Below are 21,930 nucleotides of genomic sequence, written 5' to 3'. Positions count from 1 at the left end.
TTTAATATCACATCACAAAGCAAAACGCCTATTAGATCTGATATTGCAGGGCAATTCATTTGCCCATCGATTATGTAATATTCATTACGTGATTAAGAATCAAGCTTAACCACTATCCTGTGATTAATACATTATAGAGTTTCACCGCAAAACTGTAGCACCAAATAGAGCGCAAACGGTTTGTATCTCAAAATTTCCTAGCCCCTATTCCATTGACTGCGTAATACCTCGACTAAGGCAAACACCCGATGAAATTTTGGAGCCCGAAAAACGAAAAATGCCCCGCAGCAATCTCTTGCTACAGGGCATGATGTAAAACGGCGTCTATATATTAAGAACCGATTCTAATTATAGTGCTGCAAGGCTTAAGCAGAAGCCTGCAATTGTCGCTGCCATAAGGTTAGACAACGTACCTGCAAGAACTGCTTTAACACCCATGCGAGCGATGTCACTACGACGGTTTGGTGCAAGGCTACCTAGACCACCAAGTAGAATCGCGATAGAAGAAAGGTTCGCGAAACCACATAGTGCGAATGAGATGATAGCTGTTGTCTTCTCAGACATTACTTCACCAGTTGCCGCGATTACTTGAGCGTTTTCACCTAGATATGGTGTGAAGTTCAAGTAAGCAACGAATTCGTTCACTACGATTTTCTGACCGATGAATGAACCAGCTGTTACAGCTTCTGCCCATGGAACACCGATTAGGAATGCTAGTGGAGAGAACGCGTAACCTAGGATTAGCTCTAGTGTTAGTTCTGGCATGCCGAACCAACCACCGATGCCACCTAGCATACCGTTGATTAGCGCGATTAGACCAACGAATGCGATTAGCATTGCACCTACGTTAAGCGCAAGTTGTAGACCAGAAGCCGCACCGCCCGCAGCTGCGTCGATTACGTTAACTGGTTTGTCGTCACCGCCGTCCATCGCTTCTTCGATACTTTCGTGAGGCTGGTCAGTCTCTGGGTGAAGGATTTTAGCGAACAGTAGACCACCTGGTGCTGCCATGAATGATGCCGCAACTAGGTACTCTAGTGGAACACCCATAGATGCGTAACCAGCTAGTACACCACCAGCAACAGAAGCTAGACCACCACACATTACCGCGAATAGCTCTGATTGAGTCATTTTTGGAACGAATGGGCGAACAACTAGAGGTGCCTCAGTTTGACCTACGAAAATGTTAGCTGCCGCTGACATTGATTCCGCACGAGAAGTGCCTAGCGCTTTTTGTAGTGCACCACCAAGAATCTTGATAACCCATTGCATAACGCCAATGTAGTAAAGAACTGAAATCAGTGCAGAGAAGAAGATCAGTGTAGGAAGAACACGGAATGCGAAGATGAAACCGCCGCCGCCGAATACTTCGAACATCTTGTCAGAAACAAGACCACCGAACAGGAATGATGAACCATCGTTACCGTAGTTGATAACGTTAGAAACACCTGAAGAGAAACCGTTTAGTAGATCACGGCCCCAAGGTACATACAGAACAAATGCACCTAATGCGAATTGGATAGCGAATGCGCCACCCACAGTTCTAAAGTTGATAGCTTTTCGGTTGTTAGAAAATGCCACTGCAATCGCAAGAAGCACTACCATACCGATTAGGCTCATAAACAGGCTCATAGTTTATGACTTCCTTATAAGTTATTTATTGGCGTGTTACAAAATGGAGCTATAAAGCGGGGGCAATTATACTCATGCAGAATCAATTAAAGTAATGCCAGCCTCACACTTTCCTATAAGATTCATGATTGATTCAACCAGCTTTGTGAGTTAATTCACAATAAGCAGGAAAACGTTTTCGATTTCAAACCACATCTTTAGATTTTATTCACATATCGAGAAAGCAAAATTGCTATTTTTCCACAGTTGAGAGGCAATCGATTGCTTTCGGCCGTTATGCAACTCTACGAGCTCATTAAAGACGTGAATGAGTTTGGCTGGGTGATTTGACTCCCCTTGATATCCAAGTATAGGCATATCTGGTGCGTCTGTTTCGATTACTAGGTTTTCGAGTGGTAATTTTTGAATTGCGTCGCGTGTTTTCTTGGCTCTTGGGTAGGTAATCGTTCCTCCTACACCGATAAAAAAACCTAATTTGACCCACTCCATGGCTTGCTGATAACTCCCAGAAAAAGCGTGTAGCACACCACCTCTAGGGAGATTCGCCGCTTTCACCATTTGAATGAGGCGATTGTGCGCTTTTCGGCTATGTAAAATAACTGGGAGTTCGAAGCGTCTAGCCAGCTCAAATTGAACTTCAAGTATCTTTTCTTGCAACTGTGGATCAACATCAATGGCAAAATCTAAACCACACTCTCCTATTGCCACGCACTGCTGCCCTTTTTGATTTAGATAGCCTTCTAGCTCTGTAAGGTGCTGCTCAACGTTATCTTCAAGAAAATACGGATGAAAGCCGAGCGCATAATACAAATTGGCATGTTGCTCTGCCAAAGTTTGAATACGAGCCCAGTTTTGCGGACCGACGGAAGGAATCAAAATTCTTGCGACGCCTTGCGTTTGAGCAAGCTCAAGTTGATGTGCAAAGTCATCTTGAAACACATCAAAATCAAAGTGGCAGTGCGTATCAAAGAGCTTCATCTTGACGCTTTTTATCTGTATCTGCGGGCAGAAAATCAGAGGATGGTTGGGCTTCACTCTTCTCTTCAGTTTGATGGGCTGGGTCTTTTCGATATGGGACACAACTGCGTTTCTGATCGGGAGTTAACCCCATCTCTTTACACCAGTTGTCGTAACGCTTTAGCCCACGTTTAAACCAATTCATATCTTATCCTTATATAAAAACGCCCTTGGCTAAGTTTATAGCCAAGGGCGTTTTAAAATCTAGTTTGCGTTAAGGCTTACCCTAACCGCGCAAATTAGTGCTCACGCGTCGCACGGAAATCAACGTCAGGGAAACGCTCTTTCGCCAAGTTTAAGTTAACCATTGTTGGAGCGATATACGTTAGGTTATCACCACCATCCAATGCTAAGTTCGCTTGATTCTTGCGTTGGAACTCATCCAGTTTCTTCGCATCACCACACTCAACCCAACGAGCAGTTGCAACGTTAATGCCTTCATAAATCGCTTCAACGTTATACTCAGATTTCAAACGAGCCACAACAACATCGAACTGAAGTACACCAACGGCACCAACGATCAGATCGTTGTTCTGTAGAGGACGGAATACCTGTACCGCACCTTCTTCTGATAGCTGAACCAAACCTTTGAGAAGCTGCTTCTGCTTTAGTGGATCTTTCAGGCGAATACGACGGAATAATTCCGGAGCGAAGTTCGGAATACCAGAGAACTTCAGTGATTCACCTTGCGTAAAGGTATCACCAATCTGAATAGTGCCGTGGTTGTGTAGACCAATGATGTCTCCGGCGTAAGCGTGTTCTGCACGTGCACGGTCACCAGCCATAAAGGTTACTGCATCAGAGATACTCACTTGCTTGCCAAGACGAACGTGGTTCATCTTCATACCTTGCGTGTAAGTACCCGATACAATACGCATGAATGCGATACGGTCGCGGTGTTTTGGGTCCATATTCGCTTGGATCTTAAATACGAAACCAGAGAACTTCTCTTCAGTCGCTTCAACTTCACGTTCAACCGCTTGACGAGTTTTCGGCGCTGGAGCCCATTCAGTTAGACCGTCTAGCATATGATCCACACCAAAGTTACCTAATGCAGTACCGAAGTAAACTGGCGTAAGATCACCGGTTAGGAACATTTCCAAATCAAACTCAGGGCAAGCACCCATGACAAGCTCAAGCTCTTCTCGAACACTTTCCGCAAGGCCTGCACCAACTTTTTCATCAAGCTCTGGGTTATCGAGACCTTTGATGATTCGAACTTCTTGAATCTCATGACCGTGACCTGATTCGTATAAAATCGTTTCATCACGGTGAATGTGGTACACACCTTTAAATTCTTTACCACAGCCGATTGGCCATGTAATTGGCGCACACATCATGCCCAACTCGTTTTCTACCTCGTCCAATACTTCCATTGGATCACGAACGTCACGGTCAAGTTTGTTCATGAAGGTTACGATTGGCGTGTCACGTAGACGTGTAACTTCCATTAGTTTACGAGTACGGTCCTCAACACCTTTCGCTGCATCGATAACCATCAGACATGAGTCAACTGCCGTTAGAGTACGGTAAGTATCTTCCGAGAAGTCTTCGTGTCCAGGCGTATCAAGTAGGTTTACCAGACAATCGTTGTAAGGGAACTGCATTACAGAAGTAGTAACCGAGATACCACGTTCCTTTTCCATTTCCATCCAGTCTGATTTTGCGTGCTGTGCGTTACCACGACCTTTAACCGTACCTGCTTTTTGGATCGCGTTTCCGAATAACAGTACTTTTTCAGTAATGGTGGTTTTACCCGCATCCGGGTGAGAAATAATAGCGAACGTTCTGCGCTTAGACACTTCGCCTAAAAAAAGGGGATTTGACATTAGTTAATCTTCTAAATTACTTTCATGCTCACAAAATAGGCAAGCATATCTACTATTCGATATTGTGCGGTATTCTCGCTTATTATCGCTGTGCTAGCAAACTGGAAAGACATGAACTGAATTTACTCGGCTCACCAGCCTTTACCTGCAACTAACAAGGGAAAGCCAGCTCCACACAAAGAGATGTAAAAATTCAAAAAATTATTATTACATATTCAAAAGCCTCGAATCCGGATACGCATTTAAAGCATAAGTGTTGATGAGGTAATTAGTAACGGCCTAAAACTAACTCAAAAATAAGTAACTCATGATAATGGCGTCTTCCTTACCATTTCCCGATTTAGCTGGGTAATAGTTGTAACGACGGTCCACTTCATTAAAACCTGCTTGCTCATAAATATGGATAGCTGGGTGATTACTTTCACGCACTTCTAACCAAGCACTCTCTGCTTTGGCTTGTTCACAGTATTCAATAAACGCGTCCAGCAATTTTTGCCCTAGCCCTCTGCCCTGTTGAGAAGGCGCTACTGCAATATTTAATAGTGTCACTTCTCCAACAATATTCTGTCCATAGAAGTAACCAACCACTTGAGAGCCTTCCAGCATCACATGATGGCAAGCACCGCGACTGGATAAGTCACGAACCAAAGATTCGGCCCAAGGGTGAGAATGTGCTTGCTGCTCGATTTGCCAAACTTGGTCGAGGTGCTCTGCACGCATCGGCGTAATTTCAATTGTCACGCATTAGCTCCGTTAAGAAGAGTACGAACAGATTTGTTGCCACAATGCGCGGCGCTGTTCGTTATTACCATCAATATCTTGTAATAGTGGCGAGGTCAGGTGCTTTGCCTTGATGCTTTGATCAGCCTCACAGCCTGCAAACCACACCCACTCTAGCTGATGTTCACCCAGCATGGATAAGCGCTCAGGCTCTAGGTGTAGCGCATCATCAAGCGTGAGCTTAATGCTTTTTAATACGCGCTCAAACATCAATGCCGTCTCGTTTTCTGGACATATTGGCGATACCAATAGGAGTTTACATGAACTTTGCAAATCCAATAATGGCGATTGATAGCCTTCCAGTCTTTCAGGGTGTACCAGCTCCCATGTGCTGATCCCCATTTCACGTAAATACTGTTTCTCGTTAATTGACATTTTCCGTCACCTATTTGAACGAGGGCAATCCTATCAAATTATCGCGATTATACCTAAAGGACTTCAAGGAACACCTGAACACAATGAGATGATTTGGATATTCCTGAACATAGCGTTTTGCCAACGGCCACACATTGGGTATGACATATGAGGTACATTATGAAATTCTTAAATACGCTACTACTTTGCACACTGGTAGCCGCCACCAGCGTGAGTGTTTTTGCTAATAACAGCGATGAGTGGGAGCTGATTGCAACGAAAACCGTTAACTTTCATACAGAAACAGATACCGTGACACCAAATAGCCTATTCCGAAACCGAAGCTTCAGTAAAATAAAACTAAAATGTGTGCAAGGAACGGTAGACATGAATGGTTTAAAAGTCGTCATGACAGATGGTAGTGAGAAAAAGCTTTCCTCTATGGGCGTACTAACAAGCGGATTGTCGACTCGTGCCTGGAGCCTTCCAGGTACAAAAGAAGCCAAGCTAAAACGGATTGAAATGACTTACAGTAGCTGGGGAAGCACAAAACTTAGCCTGCTAGGGGTAAGTAAAAAAGCGAAAATAGAGGTCTGGGGCAAAAAGAAAAGTAACCAGTCATCCTAACCTCCCTATCTCAGTTTTCAGTGAATAAGAAAGAAGCCCACTTAGTCGTGGGCTTCTTTCATTTACAGTTCAGAGAACTCTGGCGCATAGTCTATGCGTCCGGAGCGTCCAGCACATTGACCTTCGACCAACTCTGCGACTCGAAATGCACCTTTAGGGACATCCCAAGCACATTCAAAGCCCATCTCGTCGCATGATTGAAAACCCTGGCGCGCGTAATAATCAGGATCGCCCAACACCACACACACTGGGTAACCAAAATCACGCAGTGAATCAAAACCTTCTTTGATCAACTCTGCAGCGATGCCTTGGCGACGGTAATCTTCATGAACAGCTAATGGCGCTAGCCCTTGCCATGACAAATCTTCACCATTTAAGGTCACAGGGCTAAATAAAGCATGGCCTATCACCTCTCCCTCATCTGTACACGCGACTAAGGAAAGCGTGAATTTGCTGTTTTCGCGCAAACGCATCACAAGCTCAGCTTCAGCTTCCGTCGGGAAGGCGTGTTTCAATAAGCGGTCAATGGTAAGAATGTCCGCTGGGGCTTCAGTTCGAATAAGCATTCGCTACTCCGGTTGGTTGTGCAGGCGCTTGAACTCCTTTCTGAACAAAATCAGCCAATTGATTCAAAGCGACTTGCATTGCTTTCGGTAACTGCTCTAAGTCGACACTGTCCATTAAGTTTTTCACTTCTAAGCCAAGCTCAGTATCACCTTCAATTGAAAGGCGACGTTGGAAGAACAGTGTGTCAGGGTCTTCTTTACGACCAGCAATCAGTACTAGGTCGTTTAGATTACCACTAAAACTCACATCTTCCTGAACTGGTTTTTCAGCTACCACCAATTTTTCGTCTTGATAGCTGATGTACCATGCTAAGTTCAAGTCTTTAATCGCAACTTTTAACCACTTGTCTTCAAGGAACTCAAAGTCACCATCTTCCAAGGCTTCTTTAAACACCATTTTTAGCCCTTCTAGCAACGCTTTTTGCTGAATTGGCTGTGGTAATAACTGGACTGGAGAACGCAAAATATTAGCTGCGTTCTTTACTAGTTGACTGCGAATCTTGTTTAACACGTTCATTATCCGTTACTTTGTCATTAGGTTGCTTATATTAAGCAATCGTGGCGATGAGATTACTGTTATGTATCAATAAAGTGCTTATTTTAGATTGGTGGTTTATTGCTCACTAACGCTTCTTTTTTTGAACTTACGTGTATTATTGATGCGAACAGGTGGATAAACACTTTTACAACCGTATTTTCAAAGTTATAGTTATCTGAGCGTATCCATGTGATTGTCGACTGCACAGCTAAAACCGCGAGCCCTTTAATGGCAAGTAACACTTTAGCTTGGTGGTAGACCGCCGCAGGCTTATCAGGGTGTCGCTTTTTATACACGGACGAATAATCTGGCTCATTGGAGATCGGTAATACCCTAATGCCTTCCCAGCAATTAAAACATTGGTTTGCCACGCTAACCTCAAATAGCCCTTTCTTCTTTGCCATTCTTGATAAAAAACACAATTATCGAATGGTAAGTGACCGTTACTGCGATATCGCAGGTTTAAGTCATGAGGAAATCGTCGGCTTAAACGATTGCCAAGTGCTGGGTGAACAGTTTTATAAGAAGCTTGCACCATACTATCAGCGCGCGTTCAAAGGGGCACATGTCGAAGCCGAAATCACGCTCGATGAAACCGACCTTGAAACCAGTCTTCACTTTAGTCTTTCGCCAGTTTTTGAAGGTAACGACATTCGCTTTGTTGTTTTTCACGCTGTCGATACTTCAGAAAAGCAGATACTCGTTCGCTCCTTAGAAGAGTCCGAAAGTAAGTTTGCGAAGTTAACACAACTGCTACCAGACGGCTTACTGCTTATCGAAGATGATATTGTCATCTCTGCGAACCCCGCATCAGCGCGCCTTCTCGGACTTAACTCTCCTCATGAATTGTTGGGCGAAGAGCTAAGTCGTTTATTCATCGATGAAAACAGTAAAAAGGTATTTAGTCATCGATTGAGTACATTAATTTCTGACAAACCTTTTGTCTGCTTAACCAGCGCAAGATGCGGCTTTGAACGGAAAGTTCAGCTACACGCGGATTCCACGGCGATATTAGGTAGCGAATCTCAAATTATCCTAATCCAAGATGCTGATGATGCGCCCAAAAACCTGTCTTCTGCATCGAATGAAGACATACACATTGACTCGCTCACCAAACTCTACAACCGCTTTGGCTTCACCAAACGTTTGGAACAGCTGATCAAAAAGCAAACACCGCTTCTGGTGTTCTATTTGGATATCGATAACTTCAAAAACATTAATGACTCACTTGGTCACCATATTGGCGATAAAGTGATTCAAGAGGTATCGGCCCGTCTTAAACGGTTACTACCAAACCAAGCGATTATTGGTCATTTGGGTGGCGATGAGTTTGGCGTCATTCTACCGGAGCCAGAAAATACCCGCATGGCTGAAATTTTGTCCGATCGCATTATCTCGTTGATCAACCAACCTTTCGACCTGCACCACTTCAGCAAACGCCTTGCCTGTTCAATTGGTAGCGTTCGATACCCTGAAGACGGACAAGATGCACGAATCCTACTACAAAATGCCGATACTGCGATGTATGAAGCCAAAGATCGTGGTAGAAATCGTCTGATCAAATTTAACGATCAAATGAACAAAGAAGCGCGTATGCGTTTGTGGCTTGAAATCGAACTGCAAAAAGCATTGCAGCAGAACGGTTTGGAAGTGTGGTATCAACCTAAGGTTAACGCGCGAGACTTCAGTATCAACGGCGCAGAAGCGCTCGTTCGTTGGAAGCATCCAGTCGAAGGGTACATTAGTCCTGGCTCATTCATTCCTGTCGCCGAGCGCGCTGGGTTAATAGAACACCTTGGACGTGTCGTGATGCGTGATGTTTTCAATACGGTAAAACGTTGGAAGCAACAAGGCATACTGCCAGGCCGTGTCGCCATCAACCTCTCTCCCGAGCAATTTGGCAACCCACAGCTGATCGACTTTATGGAAAAGCTGCTTCGCACTACCGAGCTTGATCCAAGCTGCATTACCTTCGAGCTAACCGAAAGTGCCGTGATGAGTGATAGCGAACATACACTGCAAATGTTGAATGCGATTAAAAAGCTTGGCTTCGCTCTCTCTATCGATGACTTTGGTACCGGCTACTCTTCTCTTTCTTACTTAGCGCGTTTCCCTATTGACGAGCTAAAAATCGACCGCGCTTTTATTAATGATATCGACACACTACCGAAACAAGTCACTGTGATTGAAAACATCATTAATCTGGGTAAGTCGCTCGACTTAACTGTCGTTGCCGAGGGGGTGGAAACCCACCAGCAAGCTACTTTGCTCTCTAACCTTCAATGTAATGCCATTCAAGGATTCCATTTTTATCGCCCGCAGCCAAAACATGAAATTGAAGAGCTGTTTGTACAGAATCGTCGTCACAAGAACTAACCCCGACCCGATACCCTTACTCGCAAGGGGTAAATATCGACTTTATTGAGCTAAACCTAACTTAGGTCAATTTCGCTATTCATAATTCTTCATAAAATGCGGACACCTTTTTATTCTCAATGATTGTGAGCATATGGAACTCTTGTGTCCCGCGGGTAACCTGCCTGCGTTAAAAACTGCGATTGATTGCGGTGCCGATGCCGTCTACATTGGTTTCAAAGATGATACCAACGCCCGTCACTTTGCTGGCCTAAACTTTAACGGCAAAAAGTTAGAAAAAGCGGTGCAATACGTTCATGACCGCAATAAAAAAATTCATGTCGCGTTGAATACCTTCGCTCATCCCAATGGCTTCGAGCGCTGGACGAACGCAGTAGACAATGCAGCGGCACTGGGTGTAGACGCGCTGATTGTTGCAGACATTGCAGTGCTGGAGTACGCGGCTCGCAAATATCCCGATCTAGAACTACACCTTTCAGTGCAAGCATCAGCGACCAACGTCGCAGCCATTGATTTTTACAAACAAAACTTCAACGTAAAACGGGTAGTGCTACCCCGCGTTTTATCGATTCATCAGGTCAAACAGCTCTCACGCAACATCACTAGCGATGTCGAGTTAGAAGTCTTTGCTTTTGGTAGCCTTTGCATCATGTCTGAAGGTCGCTGCTACCTATCGTCATACATGACAGGCGAGTCTCCAAACACTGTGGGAGCATGCTCTCCAGCTAAGTACGTTCGCTGGCAAGAAACAGAAAATGGTCTGGAATCCCGCCTTAACGACATTTTGATCGATCGCTACAGCACCGGTGAAAATGCGGGCTACCCTACCTTGTGTAAAGGTCGTTTCGAAGCAGAAATCGAAGGCGAGAAAAAACGCTACCACGCACTGGAAGAACCAACCAGTTTGAACACCCTCTCTATGCTGCCAGAACTATTTGCTGCAAATGTGGCGTCTGTAAAAATTGAAGGTCGCCAACGTAGCCCAGCTTACGTAGAACAAGTCACTCGAACATGGCGAGCCGCGATTGACAGTTACCAAGCAAACCCAGAAGCTTATCAAGTCGAAGCGGCTTGGGATGCCGCATTGGCAAACGTGTCTGAAGGTACGCAGACCACACTTGGTGCTTATCACCGCAAATGGCAGTAGAGGTTAAGATGGATAATTCAATGAAATACGCGCTTGGCCCGCTGTTGTACTTCTGGCCAAAACAAGACATCGAAGCGTTTTATGAACAAGCGAAATCAAGCTCCGCGGACATCATCTATCTTGGGGAAACCGTATGTTCAAAACGTCGAGAAATGAAGCCTTCGCATTGGCTTGAAATCGCAAAAGAGCTGTCTGCATCTGGCAAGCAAGTGGTGCTATCAACAATGGCACTACTAGAAGCTCCGAGTGAAGTAAACATAATGAAGAAGTACATCGACAACGGTGACTTCGCGATTGAAGCAAATGACGTATCTGCTGTTCAATTGGCATCAGAGCATAAAGTGCCTTTCGTCGTTGGTCCTGCAATCAATACTTATAACGCACACACGCTCAACTTATTTTTAAAGCAAGGTATGATGCGTTGGTGCATGCCTGTCGAGCTATCTCGCGAATGGTTAAACGATACTTTAATTCAGTGTGACGAGCTTGGTATTCGTAACAAGTTTGAAGTTGAGGTATTTAGCCACGGTTATTTGCCTTTAGCGTATTCCGCTCGCTGTTTCACAGCCCGAGCTGAAAACCGAGCGAAAGACGATTGCGAAACCTGCTGTATCAAATACCCTACGGGTATCCAGGTCAGCAGCCAAGAAGGGCAAGAAGTCTTTAACCTTAACGGCATTCAAACACAGTCAGGGTATTGCTACAACCTCATCAATGACTTACCAAGTATGAAAGGGCTGGTTGATGTGGTCCGGTTAAGCCCTCTTGGTATGGACATTTTTTCAGAGTTAGAGCGTTTTCGCTCAAACGAATACGGCGATAATCCTGAAAAGCTCGAAAGCCGCCAATGCAATGGCTATTGGCATCAACTAGCGGGCTTAGAAGTAAAAACCATTTAATCCTTAAAGATAAAAGCGAGGCCTAGCCTCGCTTTTATCTGTTAGCTTTTGTTAGCAGGCTTGCACCCTTGGTTCGACAGAACTCTCATTAAGCAGCTTTTTCACATCTCGCCACAACATACTGATCACGACCAAACTCAATGCAATGTTAGACAATGGGAAAGCTAACCAAATACCTGTCACGCCGAAAAGTTTCGGCATAATGAATAAGAATGGCAACTGGACCAGCATGTTGCCTAGTGTTACAAACATAGCTTTGCTGCCTTTGTTTACTGATTGATAGTACGCGGCCGCCACAACTAAAAAACCATCTAAGAACAACGCAAACATGTGTAAACGAATCCCGATCACGGTGCTATCAATCAACTGTTGGTCAGCATTATTAAACACCGCAACCAGTTCGTACGGGAAAAGGTTCATCAAAACAACGAACGCCACCCCACCAAGCACAGATGTCCCCATCGCGACCTTTAATAACTTTCTAATGTTATCCTGATTACGTGCACCGTGGTTGAAGCTCACTAAAGGCTGCATACCATTCGCAATTCCTTCGGCTATCAGATAGTAAACCGTCACGATGTACCCCAAAATCGCGTACGCTCCGATCAACATTGCACTTCCGTATTGAGCAAATAACGCGTTGTGCAGTGCCACCATCACAGAGCCGTAGGCATACATAAAGAAACTTGATGTACCTATCATGATAATCTTTGGTGCAGCATCAACCTGAACTTTGAAGTCGCGGATACGAAGGTGTAATGTTGCTTTTGAAGTAAAGAAGTAACCAATACCGAGCACAGTGACTACTAATTGTGCAAGTGCAGTGGCAATAGCGGCTCCGGTTAACTCCCACTCCAACCAAGCAATAAATACGTAGTCTAATACAATGTTAATAACGGCACCGATGACCATCAAAATCGTTGCTAAGTTCGGGCTGTCGTCATTGCGTAACAGAAACGGAACCGCGATAGAACCCAACGTGAATACGCACGCGACAATCAGAATATGCAAATATTGCAGCGCAAGTTCAAACACTCGCCCTTCCGCTCCTTGCCAGCGAATAAATTCATCCGAAAACAAAAACAATATTGTAGCAACGATCGGCATCAATGCCGCTAACAACGTCAATCCGGTCGTTAGGATTCGCTTAGCACCTTCATGATCGTTCTCTCCTTGCTTGATCGAAGTTAGTGCACCAGTCCCCACCCCAATCATCATTCCTATACCGAGGATCGAACCGATAATAGGCCACGCAACATTGATCCCAGCTAATCCGTCAGCGCCAACATAACGGCCAATAAAAATGCCATCAACTATTTGATACAAACCGTTCACGAGCATTGCTGCGACGGTTGGAATCGTATATTTCCAAAACTGTCTATAAATTGAGTTTTGCATGACTGTCACCAGTAGTTAGCAAAGCTAACCATTTAATTAGCAAGGCTAACTAAATGGTTAAATTAAATAAAAGAAAGATGAAACAACAAAAACTAAACCATACAGCTGAAGCCTTTGCTTTAGTTTAAAATGACTTATTACTCAACGCTTTATTCAATAAAGCTTGTAACTGCTCAGCTTCTTGCTGATTTAATTGTTGCATCATTTGGTCAGAGATATCTTTGTACACTACCTGCTCCAAAGACATTTTTTCTGCGACTTCTTCCGTAAGCAACACACGCTTAGCACGAGCATCCTCATTACATGCGATGCGTTTCACCAAACCCTTTTTTTCCAAACGCACAACCATTGTCGATGCGGAAGGCTTAGTCACTTGCAGCTCTTCTGCAAGATCGGTTATTCGCACACCCTCAGGGTAAACCTGAATCACACGTAAATAATCGAACTCATTAAAGCTTAGATGTGATAATGGATCTTCTTTGGCATAGACACGCCAAGCTTTGGCGCAAAAACGCTCTAAATCAATCAAGCTTTCTTCTAATGCCATAAAAGCCACCACCACTTAGTTAGCAAGACTAACTATTTTAAATGAGTCACTCATCAAGTTCAATCATAAAAAAAGCCGCTCTCATCGAGCGGCTCTAAATCATTCAATTTCCAGCTTCTTGGCGGCCTTTAACTTGGCCAATCTATCTTGCTGTAATTGATCGTAAATTTGCGACAACTCCAAGAAAGAATAGCGATGCTCAACATAATCGTAAACGTTGAACGAAATCGCGAGCTTATAAAGTGAGATGGCACTTGCGATATCACCTTCAAGCTGATTACGCTTTCCAAGGTAGAAATACGTTTCCGTCAATCGTTCAGCTAGGCGATAGTTCTCTCTCGTTCCATCCATAATTGCTTTAAGCGCGTCTTCGTCCGAGACGTCTCGTAGCATGATGGCAACAAGAACCCATCCCCACTCTTCACTACGATCTCGTAAATAACGCTGTTGAAGATTGGCTTTTGCTTGCTCTGGATTTTGCTCAGCTTCGATGATGTACAGCCATAATGAACGAAAAGGATCCGTTGGCATTTCTTGATAATGCTTGGTCATATCTTCTAAAGCGAGATCGATTCGGCCACCATAATACAGTGCAATCGCACGGTTGCGCTCAGCATAGGTATTATCAGGAGCCAACTCTATGGTCGAGTCAAACGCTTCATATGCCGCATCAAACTCTCCTACTTGGGTAAAGTATACTCCCAAAAGATTGAAGATGTCCGGCTGAGCAGGATTCAACTGCAAAGACTGGTTAAAGTCCAAACGGGCAAGATCACGTAAACCAACGCTGTCGTAGTAGCTACCGCGCTCATAATGCATTTTAGCGCGCACTTCATCACTAAGGTCGGGACGTTGTAGCAACTGCGAGAGACGCGCGATTTGTACTTCTTGTTGAACACTAGGCTGAAGTGGCACCGCCATCGGTGGATATAACCACTTTTGTGCTGATTGTTGAGAAGTATTTGCACAACCGGTCAGCGCGATAGCAACACATAAAATTGCGGTTTGAAACCATTTCACTAATTGATACTCCTGTTTGGACCGCTCAAGATTTATTTCTCTTAATGCAATATAGGCGATAACCTCGTTTGAGGTTAATACATCGAAACAAACCAAAAAAGGGGAGCGAAAATGCTCCCCTTTTATAACATGCTTTCAGGCCCTTAATCTAATAAAAGGCTGAAAGTCTCATTTTGTCTTACTCGTCTTTAGCAGCTGGTGCTTCAGCAGCAGCTTCTTCAGCTGGCTTTTCTACCGCTTCTTTCATGCTTAGACGTACACGGCCTTGGCGGTCGATTTCAAGAACTTTAACTTGAACTTCTTGACCTTCAGCTAGGTAGTCAGACACTTTCTCTACGCGTTTTTCTGCGATTTGAGAAATGTGTACAAGACCATCTTTGCCTGGAAGAACCGTTACGAATGCACCGAAGTCTGCTAGACGTGCAACTTTACCTGTGTAGATACGGCCCACTTCAACTTCAGCAGTGATCTCTTCGATACGGCGGATAGCTTCTTTCGCAGCAGTGCCTTCAGTTGCCGCAATCTTGATAGTACCGTCGTCTTCGATTTCGATAGTTGTACCAGTCTCTTCAGTTAGAGCACGGATAACTGCACCACCTTTACCGATAACGTCTTTGATCTTCTCAGCGCTGATCTTCATCGTGTGAATACGCGGAGCAAATTCAGAGATGTCTTCACGAGCACCAGAGATTGCTTCATCCATTACAGATAGGATGTGCTTACGTGCGCCTTGAGCTTGGTTAAGCGCAATTTGCATGATTTCTTTAGTGATGCCTTCGATCTTGATGTCCATTTGAAGTGCAGTGATACCAGTGTTAGTACCTGCTACTTTAAAGTCCATGTCACCTAGGTGGTCTTCATCGCCAAGGATGTCAGAAAGTACAACGAAATCGTCACCTTCTTTAACAAGACCCATTGCGATACCAGCAACAGATGCTTTGATTGGTACACCTGCGTCCATAAGTGCAAGAGAAGTACCACATACTGAAGCCATTGAAGATGAACCGTTAGATTCAGTGATTTCCGACACAACACGTACTGTGTATGGGAACTCATCAACAGAAGGCATTACTGCAGCAATACCACGCTTCGCCAGTTTACCGTGGCCGATTTCACGACGCTTAGGAGAACCTACAAAACCAGTTTCACCTACACAGTATGGAGGGAAGTTGTAGTGCAGTAGGAAGTGATCTTTACGCTCACCAGTTAGCTCATCGATGATTTGAGCATCACGCTGAGTACCTAGCGTTGCCGTAACGATCGCCTGAGTTTCACCACGAGTGAATAGCGCGCTACCGTGAGTACGAGGAAGAACACCAGTACGTACATCTAGTGCACGAACCATGTCTTTTTCACGGCCATCGATACGAGGGTTACCTGCAATAATACGGCTACGTACTACTGTCTTCTCTAGATCATGGAAGATAGTGTGGATTTCTTTTGTATCTGCTTCAGGATCTTCAGCAAGAAGAACTTCATTTACTTCCGCAGCGATCTCATGGATGCGGTCGTAACGAGCCATTTTCTCAGTAATTTGGTAGGCTTCAACAAGTTTAGCTTCTGCTAGATCAGCAATCTTATTTTTAAGCGCTGTGTTCTCTTCAGGAGCAACCCAATCCCAAGCAGGAGTTGCAACTTCTGCTTTGAATTCGTTGATAGCTTTAATAGCAACTTGTTGTTGGTCATGACCATAAACAACCGCCGCTAGCATTTCTTCTTCAGTTAGGTTGTCCGCTTCTGACTCAACCATCAATACTGCTGACTCTGTACCTGCAACAACAAGGTCAAGCTTAGAAGTTTCTAGTTCAGTTTGGCTAGGGTTAAGTACAAGCTGACCATCGATATGACCAACACGCGCCGCACCGATAGGGCCGTTGAATGGAATGCCAGAGATAGCAAGAGCAGCAGAAGTACCGATCATTGTAACGATATCTGGCTGAACATCTGGGTTTACAGACATTACTGTCGCGATAACCTGAACTTCGTTTTTAAACGCGTCTGGGAATAGCGGACGGATTGGACGGTCGATTAGACGAGCTGTTAGCGTTTCGCCTTCAGAAGGACGACCTTCACGTTTGAAGAAGCCGCCTGGGATTTTACCCGCAGCGTAAGTACGCTCTTGGTAGTTAACCGTTAGTGGGAAGAAGTCTTGACCTGCAACGGCTTCTTTTTTACCTACAACAGATACGAATACAGACGTATCATCCATTGTGACCATAACTGCTGCTGTAGCTTGACGTGCAATAACGCCAGTTTCTAAAGTAACTGTGTGGTTACCGTACTGGAACGTTTTAACAACTGGTTTTTCGAACATTGTTATTCCTTGTTTCTAATCTTCCTTTAGTGCTTAAAGAAATCTTAGATGTGTTAATTGACACTCAAGGCATTACGAATCGCGACTAGTAAAAAGAAACTCGGAAGTTCCTTTTGAATAGTCGCGACCTTTTGGTCGACGTGGTTGACTGTAATGCTATGAGCTTTTGAGAAAACCTCTTACAAGGTTTAGCCGCCAGTATTATAACGGCATAAGTCTAATTTGGCTAAATTTAGGCAACAAAAAAGGGGCATAAAGCCCCTTTTAGACAAACTGCTATGCAGTCGCTGATTAGCGACGTAGGCCTAGACGTTTGATTAGGTCTTGGTAGCGAGCTAGGTTTTTACCTTTTAGGTAATCTAGAAGCTTACGACGACGAGAAACCATGCGTAGAAGACCACGACGGCTGTGGTGATCGCCTTTGTGCGCTTTGAAGTGACCTTGTAGGTGGTTGATAGAAGCTGTAAGTAGAGCTACTTGAACTTCTGGTGAACCAGTGTCGCCTTCGCCTTGTGCGTATTCTGCAACGATTGCTGCTTTAGTTTCTGCATTCAGAGACATAATTCTCTCCTAATAAGAGTAGGTTTAAAGTTGTAGCAGCCAATCTCTGATTCAGCCGCTACGCGAAGCGCGGATTATAGGGAAATTTCCTATCTCGTGCAATATAAAAATACCGACACTCAGGTCGGTATTTTCAATCATTTACTTGGATGCAACGTCATCTCGGAACACGACCAATCGCTTAGGAGCGATTTTGCCATCTTCGTTCATTTCGCCAACGCCAATAAACAAGCGTTCTTCACCCATAGTAAGGCGAAGTGAGCCCTCTGTCGGAGCACCAAATACTTGAACGGGCTGCCCATGTTGGACCATATCCGCCAGTTCAGGCACCAAGTTGACTTCTGGTAAGTCTTCTACCGCTGTATCCATTGGCAAAAGCAGTGGGTCCAGTAGTTCTCGAGGCGCTCGTTCCTCGCGGTGAGCTTGCTCTAGCAACTCATTTAGTTGCTCAAGTGTTACCATATTCTCGTAAGGGTATTTAGCAACACCAGTACGACGAAGCATAGTTACGTGCGCACCACAACCTAACATTTCGCCCAGATCATCAACGATAGTACGAATATAGGTACCTTTAGAGCAGTGCACTTCCATCTCTACTTCATCGCCTTCAAAACGGTGAAGAACAATCTCATATACCGTGATCTTACGAGATTCACGCGGAACTTCGATGCCTTTACGAGCGTATTCATACAAGGGTTTACCTTGATACTTCAACGCAGAGAACATGGAAGGCACTTGATCAGATTCACCACGGAATTGATCGATGCACGCTTCTAGCTTGTCTAACGTAACATCGACTGGACGCGTCTCTACAACTTCACCATCCGAGTCAGACGTATTGGTACGTTCACCCAGCTTTGCGATCACACGGTAGCGTTTATCAGAATCAAGAAGAAACTGAGAAAATTTTGTCGCTTCACCCAAGCAAATTGGCAGCATGCCTGTCGCTAATGGGTCCAAGGCTCCAGTGTGGCCTGCTTTCTCAGCAAAGTAGATTCGCTTTACTTTTTGCAGTGCATCATTGGAAGAGATACCTGTTGGTTTGTCCAACAGTATAACGCCATTAATTGGACGACCTTTACGACGACGAGCCATTATTCTTCGTCCTCACGACCAGAATCTTTTTGCTTTTGTTTGTCTGAACTAACGACTTCAGACACTAGGTTAGACATACGCATACCTTCAACAAGCGTATTGTCATAGTGGAAGCGGATTTCTGGCGTTAAACGTAGACGAATACGCTTACCTAACATCATGCGAATGTGCACTTCGTGCTCACGTAGCGCTGCTAGACATGATTCAGGTGTTTGCTCACCCACACACAGGAAGGTCACAAATACTTTTGCGTAAGCTAGGTCACGAGAGACTTCTACGTCTGAGATCGTCACCATGCCAAGGCGAGAGTCACGAACTTCACGTTGAAGGATCATCGCTAGTTCTTTTTGCAGCTGCTGTGCAACGCGCTGCGTGCGGCTAAATTCTTTTGACATATCTTTACTCTTATATAGAAAGAATGGGGGGTTGGTCAAAGCCAGCCCCCCATGGTGTATTCAACAACCAATTACTACTTATCTTTCAAAGACAATATTAGTAATTTTAGTCAATTAGTCTAGAGTACGTTTAATTTCAACGATTTCGAAGACTTCGATTTGGTCACCAACGCGAACATCATTGTAGTTCTTAACGCCGATACCACATTCGTAGCCATTCTTAACTTCTTGAACGTCATCTTTGAAACGACGTAGTGACTCTAGTTCACCTTCGTAAATAACAACGTTATCACGTAGTACACGGATTGGGTTGTTACGCTTGATCACACCTTCTGTAACCATACAACCAGCGATAGCGCCCAGTTTCGGTGACTTAAACACGTCACGAACTTCAGCAAGACCAATGATCTCTTGCTTGAATTCTGGAGCAAGCATACCGCCCATTGCTTGTTTCACTTCATCAATCAATTGGTAAATGATTGAGTAGTAACGTAAGTCAACAGCTGCGGCTTCAACAGCACGGCGAGCAGAAGCATCTGCACGAACGTTAAAGCCAAGGATGATTGCGTTTGAAGCTTCCGCTAGTACTACGTCAGTTTCCGTAATACCACCTACACCAGAACCAACGATGTTCACTTTAACTTCGTCAGTAGATAGCTTAACTAGTGAGTCAGCGATTGCTTCTACAGAACCTTGAACGTCTGCTTTAAGTACAACGTTAAGTTCAGCAACTTCACCAGCAGTCATGTTAGAGAACATGTTCTCTAGTTTAGATTTCTGCTGACGAGCAAGTTTCACTTCACGGAACTTACCAGCACGGTAGTTAGCTACTTCACGCGCTTTACGCTCGTCACGAACTACTGTTGCTTCATCACCTGAAGATGGTACACCTGAAAGACCTAGGATCTCTACAGGGATAGATGGGCCAGCCGAAGTAATTTCTTTACCTAGCTCATCACGCATTGCACGAACACGGCCGTATTCTTGACCACAAAGAACGATGTCGCCTTTGTTTAGTGTACCTGATTGAACAAGTACTGTTGCAACTGGGCCACGACCTTTATCTAGGCGAGATTCAACAACAACACCAGATGCCATGCCCTCAGCTACAGCTGTAAGTTCAAGAACTTCAGACTGAAGAAGGATTGCTTCTAGAAGACCATCGATGTTTGTACCCTGTTTAGCAGAGATGTGAACGAACATGTTCTCACCGCCCCACTCTTCAGGAATAACGTCGTATTGAGCAAGCTCGTTCTTAACGTTATCTGGGTTCGCGTCTTCTTTATCGATCTTGTTCACAGCAACAATTAGAGGAACGCCTGCCGCTTTCGCGTGCTGAATCGCTTCTACTGTTTGTGGCATTACGCCATCGTCTGCTGCAACTACAAGAACAACGATATCTGTTGCTTGAGCACCACGAGCACGCATTGCAGTAAACGCTGCGTGTCCAGGAGTATCAAGGAACGTGATCATGCCGTTGTCTGTTTCAACGTGGTACGCACCAATGTGCTGAGTAATACCACCCGCTTCGCCAGAAGCAACGTGTGTGCGACGGATGTAGTCAAGTGTTGACGTTTTACCGTGGTCAACGTGACCCATGATAGTAACAACTGGAGCACGTGGAACTGCTTCCGCGTTAGTGTCACGGTCAGATAGTACCGCTTCTTCCAGTTCGTTCTCTTTACGAAGAACTACTTTATGGCCCATTTCTTCAGCAACAAGTTGTGCTGTTTCTTGGTCGATCACTTGGTTGATAGTCGCCATAGCGCCCATCTTCATCATTACTTTGATAACTTCTGTCGCTTTAACCGACATCTTGTTAGCAAGTTCTGATAGAACGATCGTTTCGCCAATTACAACGTCTTGCTTAGCAACCGTTGCTGACTTATCAAACCCGTGCTGCATTGAAGTCGGCTTAGCAAGTTTGCCCTTACGACCTCTACCGCCACGTTGGTTGTTACGGCCACCGCGAGCTTGGTCGTCTTTACCCGAAGCTGCTTTTTTCTTCTTACGACGACCGCCTTCTACTTTGCGATCTGCTTCATCTTCGGCTTCACGTGCGTATTGTGAAGTCGTTACATGGTAATCTGTATCTTCCATATCACCCTTTTTCTCTTCTGCAGCAGACCAACGCTCTTTATTCTTTTCAGCCAATTCGCGAGCTTCTTCAAGCTTGCGCTGACTTTCCTCTTCAGCCTTACGCTTAGCTTCTTCTTCCTGACGACGTTTAAGCTCGTCGGCCTCTTTTCGCGCTGCTTCTTGCTTAATTTTCTCTTCAGCATCACGCTTTGCTTTTTCTTCAGCATTACGTTGTGCATTCGTATCTACGTCTCGCTTCGCTTTTTCTTCAGCTTCACGTTTCGCTTTTTCTTCCGCTTCACGTTTTGCAGCTTCTTCAGCTTCACGTTTTGCAGCTTCTTCAGCTTCACGTTTTGCAGCTTCTTCTGCTGCACGTTTTACTGCTTCTTCTGCTTCACGTTGTGCTGCTTCTTCAGCTTCACGTTTCGCTTCATCTTCAATTGTGCTGCGCTTCACGTATGTACGTTTTTTGCGCACCTCAACCTGAACATTCTTACTCTTACCACCACCCGCGTTCACACTAAGTGTACTACGAGTTTTACGCTGAAGCGTAAGGCGAGTCGGCTCTGAATCACCTGATTTATCACCGTGTTCTTTCTTTAAATGAGAGAGAAGCTTCTGCTTCTCTTCATCAGTAACATTGTCAGAGCTCGCCTTTTTAATGCCAGCGTCAGCAAGTTGTTCAATCAAGCGGTCGACTGGCGTACCAATCTCATCACTCAGTGCTTTAACTGTTAATTGTGTCATGCCGCTTCC

Annotated in this window: 20 protein-coding genes; 4 read left to right on the top strand and 16 right to left on the bottom strand. The window is 44.7% G+C overall.

The features are described from left to right. Positions 1-348: 348 nt before the first annotated feature. The 6 genes from R7F64_RS14470 to R7F64_RS14445 form a co-directional block, all read right to left on the bottom strand. The gene (locus R7F64_RS14470) at positions 349-1,632 is read right to left on the bottom strand and encodes a NupC/NupG family nucleoside CNT transporter (protein ID WP_005380131.1); all 1,284 of its coding nucleotides are present in this window, start codon (positions 1,630-1,632) and stop codon (positions 349-351) included. Between the two features lie 204 nt (positions 1,633-1,836). Beyond that, a complete protein-coding gene (locus tag R7F64_RS14465; protein WP_005380129.1) occupies positions 1,837-2,610 on the bottom strand; it encodes a TatD family hydrolase in 774 nt (257 codons plus the stop codon). Further along, positions 2,597-2,794: a DUF5363 family protein gene (locus R7F64_RS14460; protein ID WP_005380125.1), complete on the bottom strand. Its 198-nt coding sequence runs from the start codon at positions 2,792-2,794 to the stop codon at positions 2,597-2,599. The genes R7F64_RS14465 and R7F64_RS14460 overlap by 14 nt, the downstream gene beginning before the upstream one ends. Positions 2,795-2,888: 94 nt before the next feature. Next, positions 2,889-4,478, bottom strand: coding sequence for a peptide chain release factor 3 (gene prfC / locus R7F64_RS14455; RefSeq protein WP_005380123.1), 1,590 nt, complete (start codon positions 4,476-4,478; stop codon positions 2,889-2,891). A 285-nt stretch (positions 4,479-4,763) separates the two neighbouring features. Further along, the gene (gene rimI / locus R7F64_RS14450; RefSeq protein ID WP_005380122.1) at positions 4,764-5,219 is read right to left on the bottom strand and encodes a ribosomal protein S18-alanine N-acetyltransferase; all 456 of its coding nucleotides are present in this window, start codon (positions 5,217-5,219) and stop codon (positions 4,764-4,766) included. A 12-nt stretch (positions 5,220-5,231) separates the two neighbouring features. Further along, complete coding sequence (locus tag R7F64_RS14445) at positions 5,232-5,633, bottom strand: DNA polymerase III subunit psi (RefSeq protein WP_005380121.1); 402 nt, start codon at positions 5,631-5,633, stop codon at positions 5,232-5,234. A gap of 159 nt (positions 5,634-5,792) precedes the next feature. Here R7F64_RS14445 and R7F64_RS14440 point away from each other — a divergent pair, with 159 nt between their 5' ends. Beyond that, positions 5,793-6,239: a hypothetical protein gene (locus R7F64_RS14440; RefSeq protein ID WP_005380120.1), complete on the top strand. Its 447-nt coding sequence runs from the start codon at positions 5,793-5,795 to the stop codon at positions 6,237-6,239. Positions 6,240-6,301: 62 nt separating this feature from the next. Here the strand turns inward: R7F64_RS14440 and R7F64_RS14435 are convergent, their stop codons facing one another. Then, a complete protein-coding gene (locus tag R7F64_RS14435; protein WP_005380119.1) occupies positions 6,302-6,805 on the bottom strand; it encodes a GNAT family N-acetyltransferase in 504 nt (167 codons plus the stop codon). Continuing rightward, positions 6,789-7,316, bottom strand: coding sequence for a ubiquinone anaerobic biosynthesis accessory factor UbiT (ubiT, locus tag R7F64_RS14430; RefSeq protein WP_005394645.1), 528 nt, complete (start codon positions 7,314-7,316; stop codon positions 6,789-6,791). Before ubiT ends, R7F64_RS14435 begins: the two co-directional genes overlap by 17 nt. Before the next feature lie 363 nt (positions 7,317-7,679). Between ubiT and R7F64_RS14425 the strand changes: the two genes are divergently transcribed. The 3 genes from R7F64_RS14425 (at position 7,680) to R7F64_RS14415 (ending at position 11,765) form a co-directional block, all read left to right on the top strand. Next, entirely contained in the window at positions 7,680-9,719 is a 2,040-nt protein-coding gene (locus tag R7F64_RS14425; protein WP_005380112.1) for a bifunctional diguanylate cyclase/phosphodiesterase, read from the top strand. 133 nt (positions 9,720-9,852) lie between these two features. Then, on the top strand, positions 9,853-10,866 hold the full coding sequence (gene ubiU, locus R7F64_RS14420) for a ubiquinone anaerobic biosynthesis protein UbiU (protein ID WP_151515090.1): 1,014 nt from the start codon (positions 9,853-9,855) through the stop codon (positions 10,864-10,866). A 20-nt stretch (positions 10,867-10,886) separates the two neighbouring features. Beyond that, the gene (locus R7F64_RS14415; protein ID WP_171344545.1) at positions 10,887-11,765 is read left to right on the top strand and encodes a U32 family peptidase; all 879 of its coding nucleotides are present in this window, start codon (positions 10,887-10,889) and stop codon (positions 11,763-11,765) included. Between the two features lie 51 nt (positions 11,766-11,816). On the opposite strand, the gene R7F64_RS14410 is transcribed toward R7F64_RS14415, so the two are convergent. The 8 genes from R7F64_RS14410 to infB form a co-directional block, all read right to left on the bottom strand. Continuing rightward, positions 11,817-13,163 (bottom strand): MATE family efflux transporter, encoded by a 1,347-nt coding sequence (locus R7F64_RS14410; protein WP_318071814.1) that lies wholly within the window; start codon positions 13,161-13,163, stop codon positions 11,817-11,819. 124 nt (positions 13,164-13,287) lie between these two features. Continuing rightward, positions 13,288-13,710, bottom strand: coding sequence for a MarR family winged helix-turn-helix transcriptional regulator (locus R7F64_RS14405; protein ID WP_005380103.1), 423 nt, complete (start codon positions 13,708-13,710; stop codon positions 13,288-13,290). Positions 13,711-13,809: 99 nt separating this feature from the next. After that, positions 13,810-14,730 carry a lipoprotein NlpI gene (gene nlpI / locus R7F64_RS14400; protein ID WP_318071813.1) on the bottom strand — a complete coding sequence of 307 codons (921 nt, stop codon included), beginning with the start codon at positions 14,728-14,730 and terminating at the stop codon, positions 13,810-13,812. A gap of 178 nt (positions 14,731-14,908) precedes the next feature. Then, complete coding sequence (gene pnp, locus R7F64_RS14395; RefSeq protein ID WP_054574827.1) at positions 14,909-17,044, bottom strand: polyribonucleotide nucleotidyltransferase; 2,136 nt, start codon at positions 17,042-17,044, stop codon at positions 14,909-14,911. 291 nt (positions 17,045-17,335) lie between these two features. Beyond that, entirely contained in the window at positions 17,336-17,605 is a 270-nt protein-coding gene (gene rpsO / locus R7F64_RS14390; protein WP_005380094.1) for a 30S ribosomal protein S15, read from the bottom strand. A 141-nt stretch (positions 17,606-17,746) separates the two neighbouring features. Continuing rightward, positions 17,747-18,700, bottom strand: coding sequence for a tRNA pseudouridine(55) synthase TruB (gene truB / locus R7F64_RS14385; protein ID WP_017820421.1), 954 nt, complete (start codon positions 18,698-18,700; stop codon positions 17,747-17,749). After that, positions 18,700-19,095: a 30S ribosome-binding factor RbfA gene (rbfA, locus tag R7F64_RS14380; protein WP_005380087.1), complete on the bottom strand. Its 396-nt coding sequence runs from the start codon at positions 19,093-19,095 to the stop codon at positions 18,700-18,702. Before rbfA ends, truB begins: the two co-directional genes overlap by 1 nt. 114 nt (positions 19,096-19,209) lie before the next feature. Then, positions 19,210-21,921 (bottom strand): translation initiation factor IF-2, encoded by a 2,712-nt coding sequence (gene infB / locus R7F64_RS14375; protein WP_167415424.1) that lies wholly within the window; start codon positions 21,919-21,921, stop codon positions 19,210-19,212. Positions 21,922-21,930 lie beyond the last annotated feature (9 nt).

The sequence above is a fragment of the Vibrio sp. Vb1980 genome (assembly GCF_033338615.1).
GTDB lineage: Bacteria > Pseudomonadota > Gammaproteobacteria > Enterobacterales > Vibrionaceae > Vibrio > Vibrio alginolyticus.
The sequence above is the reverse complement of the archived record's forward strand: the minus strand, read 5'-3'. Positions and strand labels throughout refer to the sequence as shown.

Excerpts from the sequence above, each read along its gene's own strand:
- R7F64_RS14410 (WP_318071814.1), bottom strand. The coding sequence starts at position 13,163 with ATGCAAAACTCAATTTATAGACAGTTTTGGAAATATACGATTCCAACC.
- R7F64_RS14435 (WP_005380119.1), bottom strand. The coding sequence starts at position 6,805 with ATGCTTATTCGAACTGAAGCCCCAGCGGACATTCTTACCATTGACCGC.
- infB (WP_167415424.1), bottom strand. The coding sequence starts at position 21,921 with ATGACACAATTAACAGTTAAAGCACTGAGTGATGAGATTGGTACGCCA.
- R7F64_RS14445 (WP_005380121.1), bottom strand. The coding sequence starts at position 5,633 with ATGTCAATTAACGAGAAACAGTATTTACGTGAAATGGGGATCAGCACA.
- rpsO (WP_005380094.1), bottom strand. The coding sequence starts at position 17,605 with ATGTCTCTGAATGCAGAAACTAAAGCAGCAATCGTTGCAGAATACGCA.
- R7F64_RS14440 (WP_005380120.1), top strand. The coding sequence starts at position 5,793 with ATGAAATTCTTAAATACGCTACTACTTTGCACACTGGTAGCCGCCACC.
- rbfA (WP_005380087.1), bottom strand. The coding sequence starts at position 19,095 with ATGTCAAAAGAATTTAGCCGCACGCAGCGCGTTGCACAGCAGCTGCAA.
- truB (WP_017820421.1), bottom strand. The coding sequence starts at position 18,700 with ATGGCTCGTCGTCGTAAAGGTCGTCCAATTAATGGCGTTATACTGTTG.
- R7F64_RS14465 (WP_005380129.1), bottom strand. The coding sequence starts at position 2,610 with ATGAAGCTCTTTGATACGCACTGCCACTTTGATTTTGATGTGTTTCAA.
- R7F64_RS14405 (WP_005380103.1), bottom strand. The coding sequence starts at position 13,710 with ATGGCATTAGAAGAAAGCTTGATTGATTTAGAGCGTTTTTGCGCCAAA.
- ubiU (WP_151515090.1), top strand. The coding sequence starts at position 9,853 with ATGGAACTCTTGTGTCCCGCGGGTAACCTGCCTGCGTTAAAAACTGCG.
- R7F64_RS14425 (WP_005380112.1), top strand. The coding sequence starts at position 7,680 with ATGCCTTCCCAGCAATTAAAACATTGGTTTGCCACGCTAACCTCAAAT.
- R7F64_RS14460 (WP_005380125.1), bottom strand. The coding sequence starts at position 2,794 with ATGAATTGGTTTAAACGTGGGCTAAAGCGTTACGACAACTGGTGTAAA.
- pnp (WP_054574827.1), bottom strand. The coding sequence starts at position 17,044 with ATGTTCGAAAAACCAGTTGTTAAAACGTTCCAGTACGGTAACCACACA.
- prfC (WP_005380123.1), bottom strand. The coding sequence starts at position 4,478 with ATGTCAAATCCCCTTTTTTTAGGCGAAGTGTCTAAGCGCAGAACGTTC.
- R7F64_RS14470 (WP_005380131.1), bottom strand. The coding sequence starts at position 1,632 with ATGAGCCTGTTTATGAGCCTAATCGGTATGGTAGTGCTTCTTGCGATT.
- R7F64_RS14415 (WP_171344545.1), top strand. The coding sequence starts at position 10,887 with ATGAAATACGCGCTTGGCCCGCTGTTGTACTTCTGGCCAAAACAAGAC.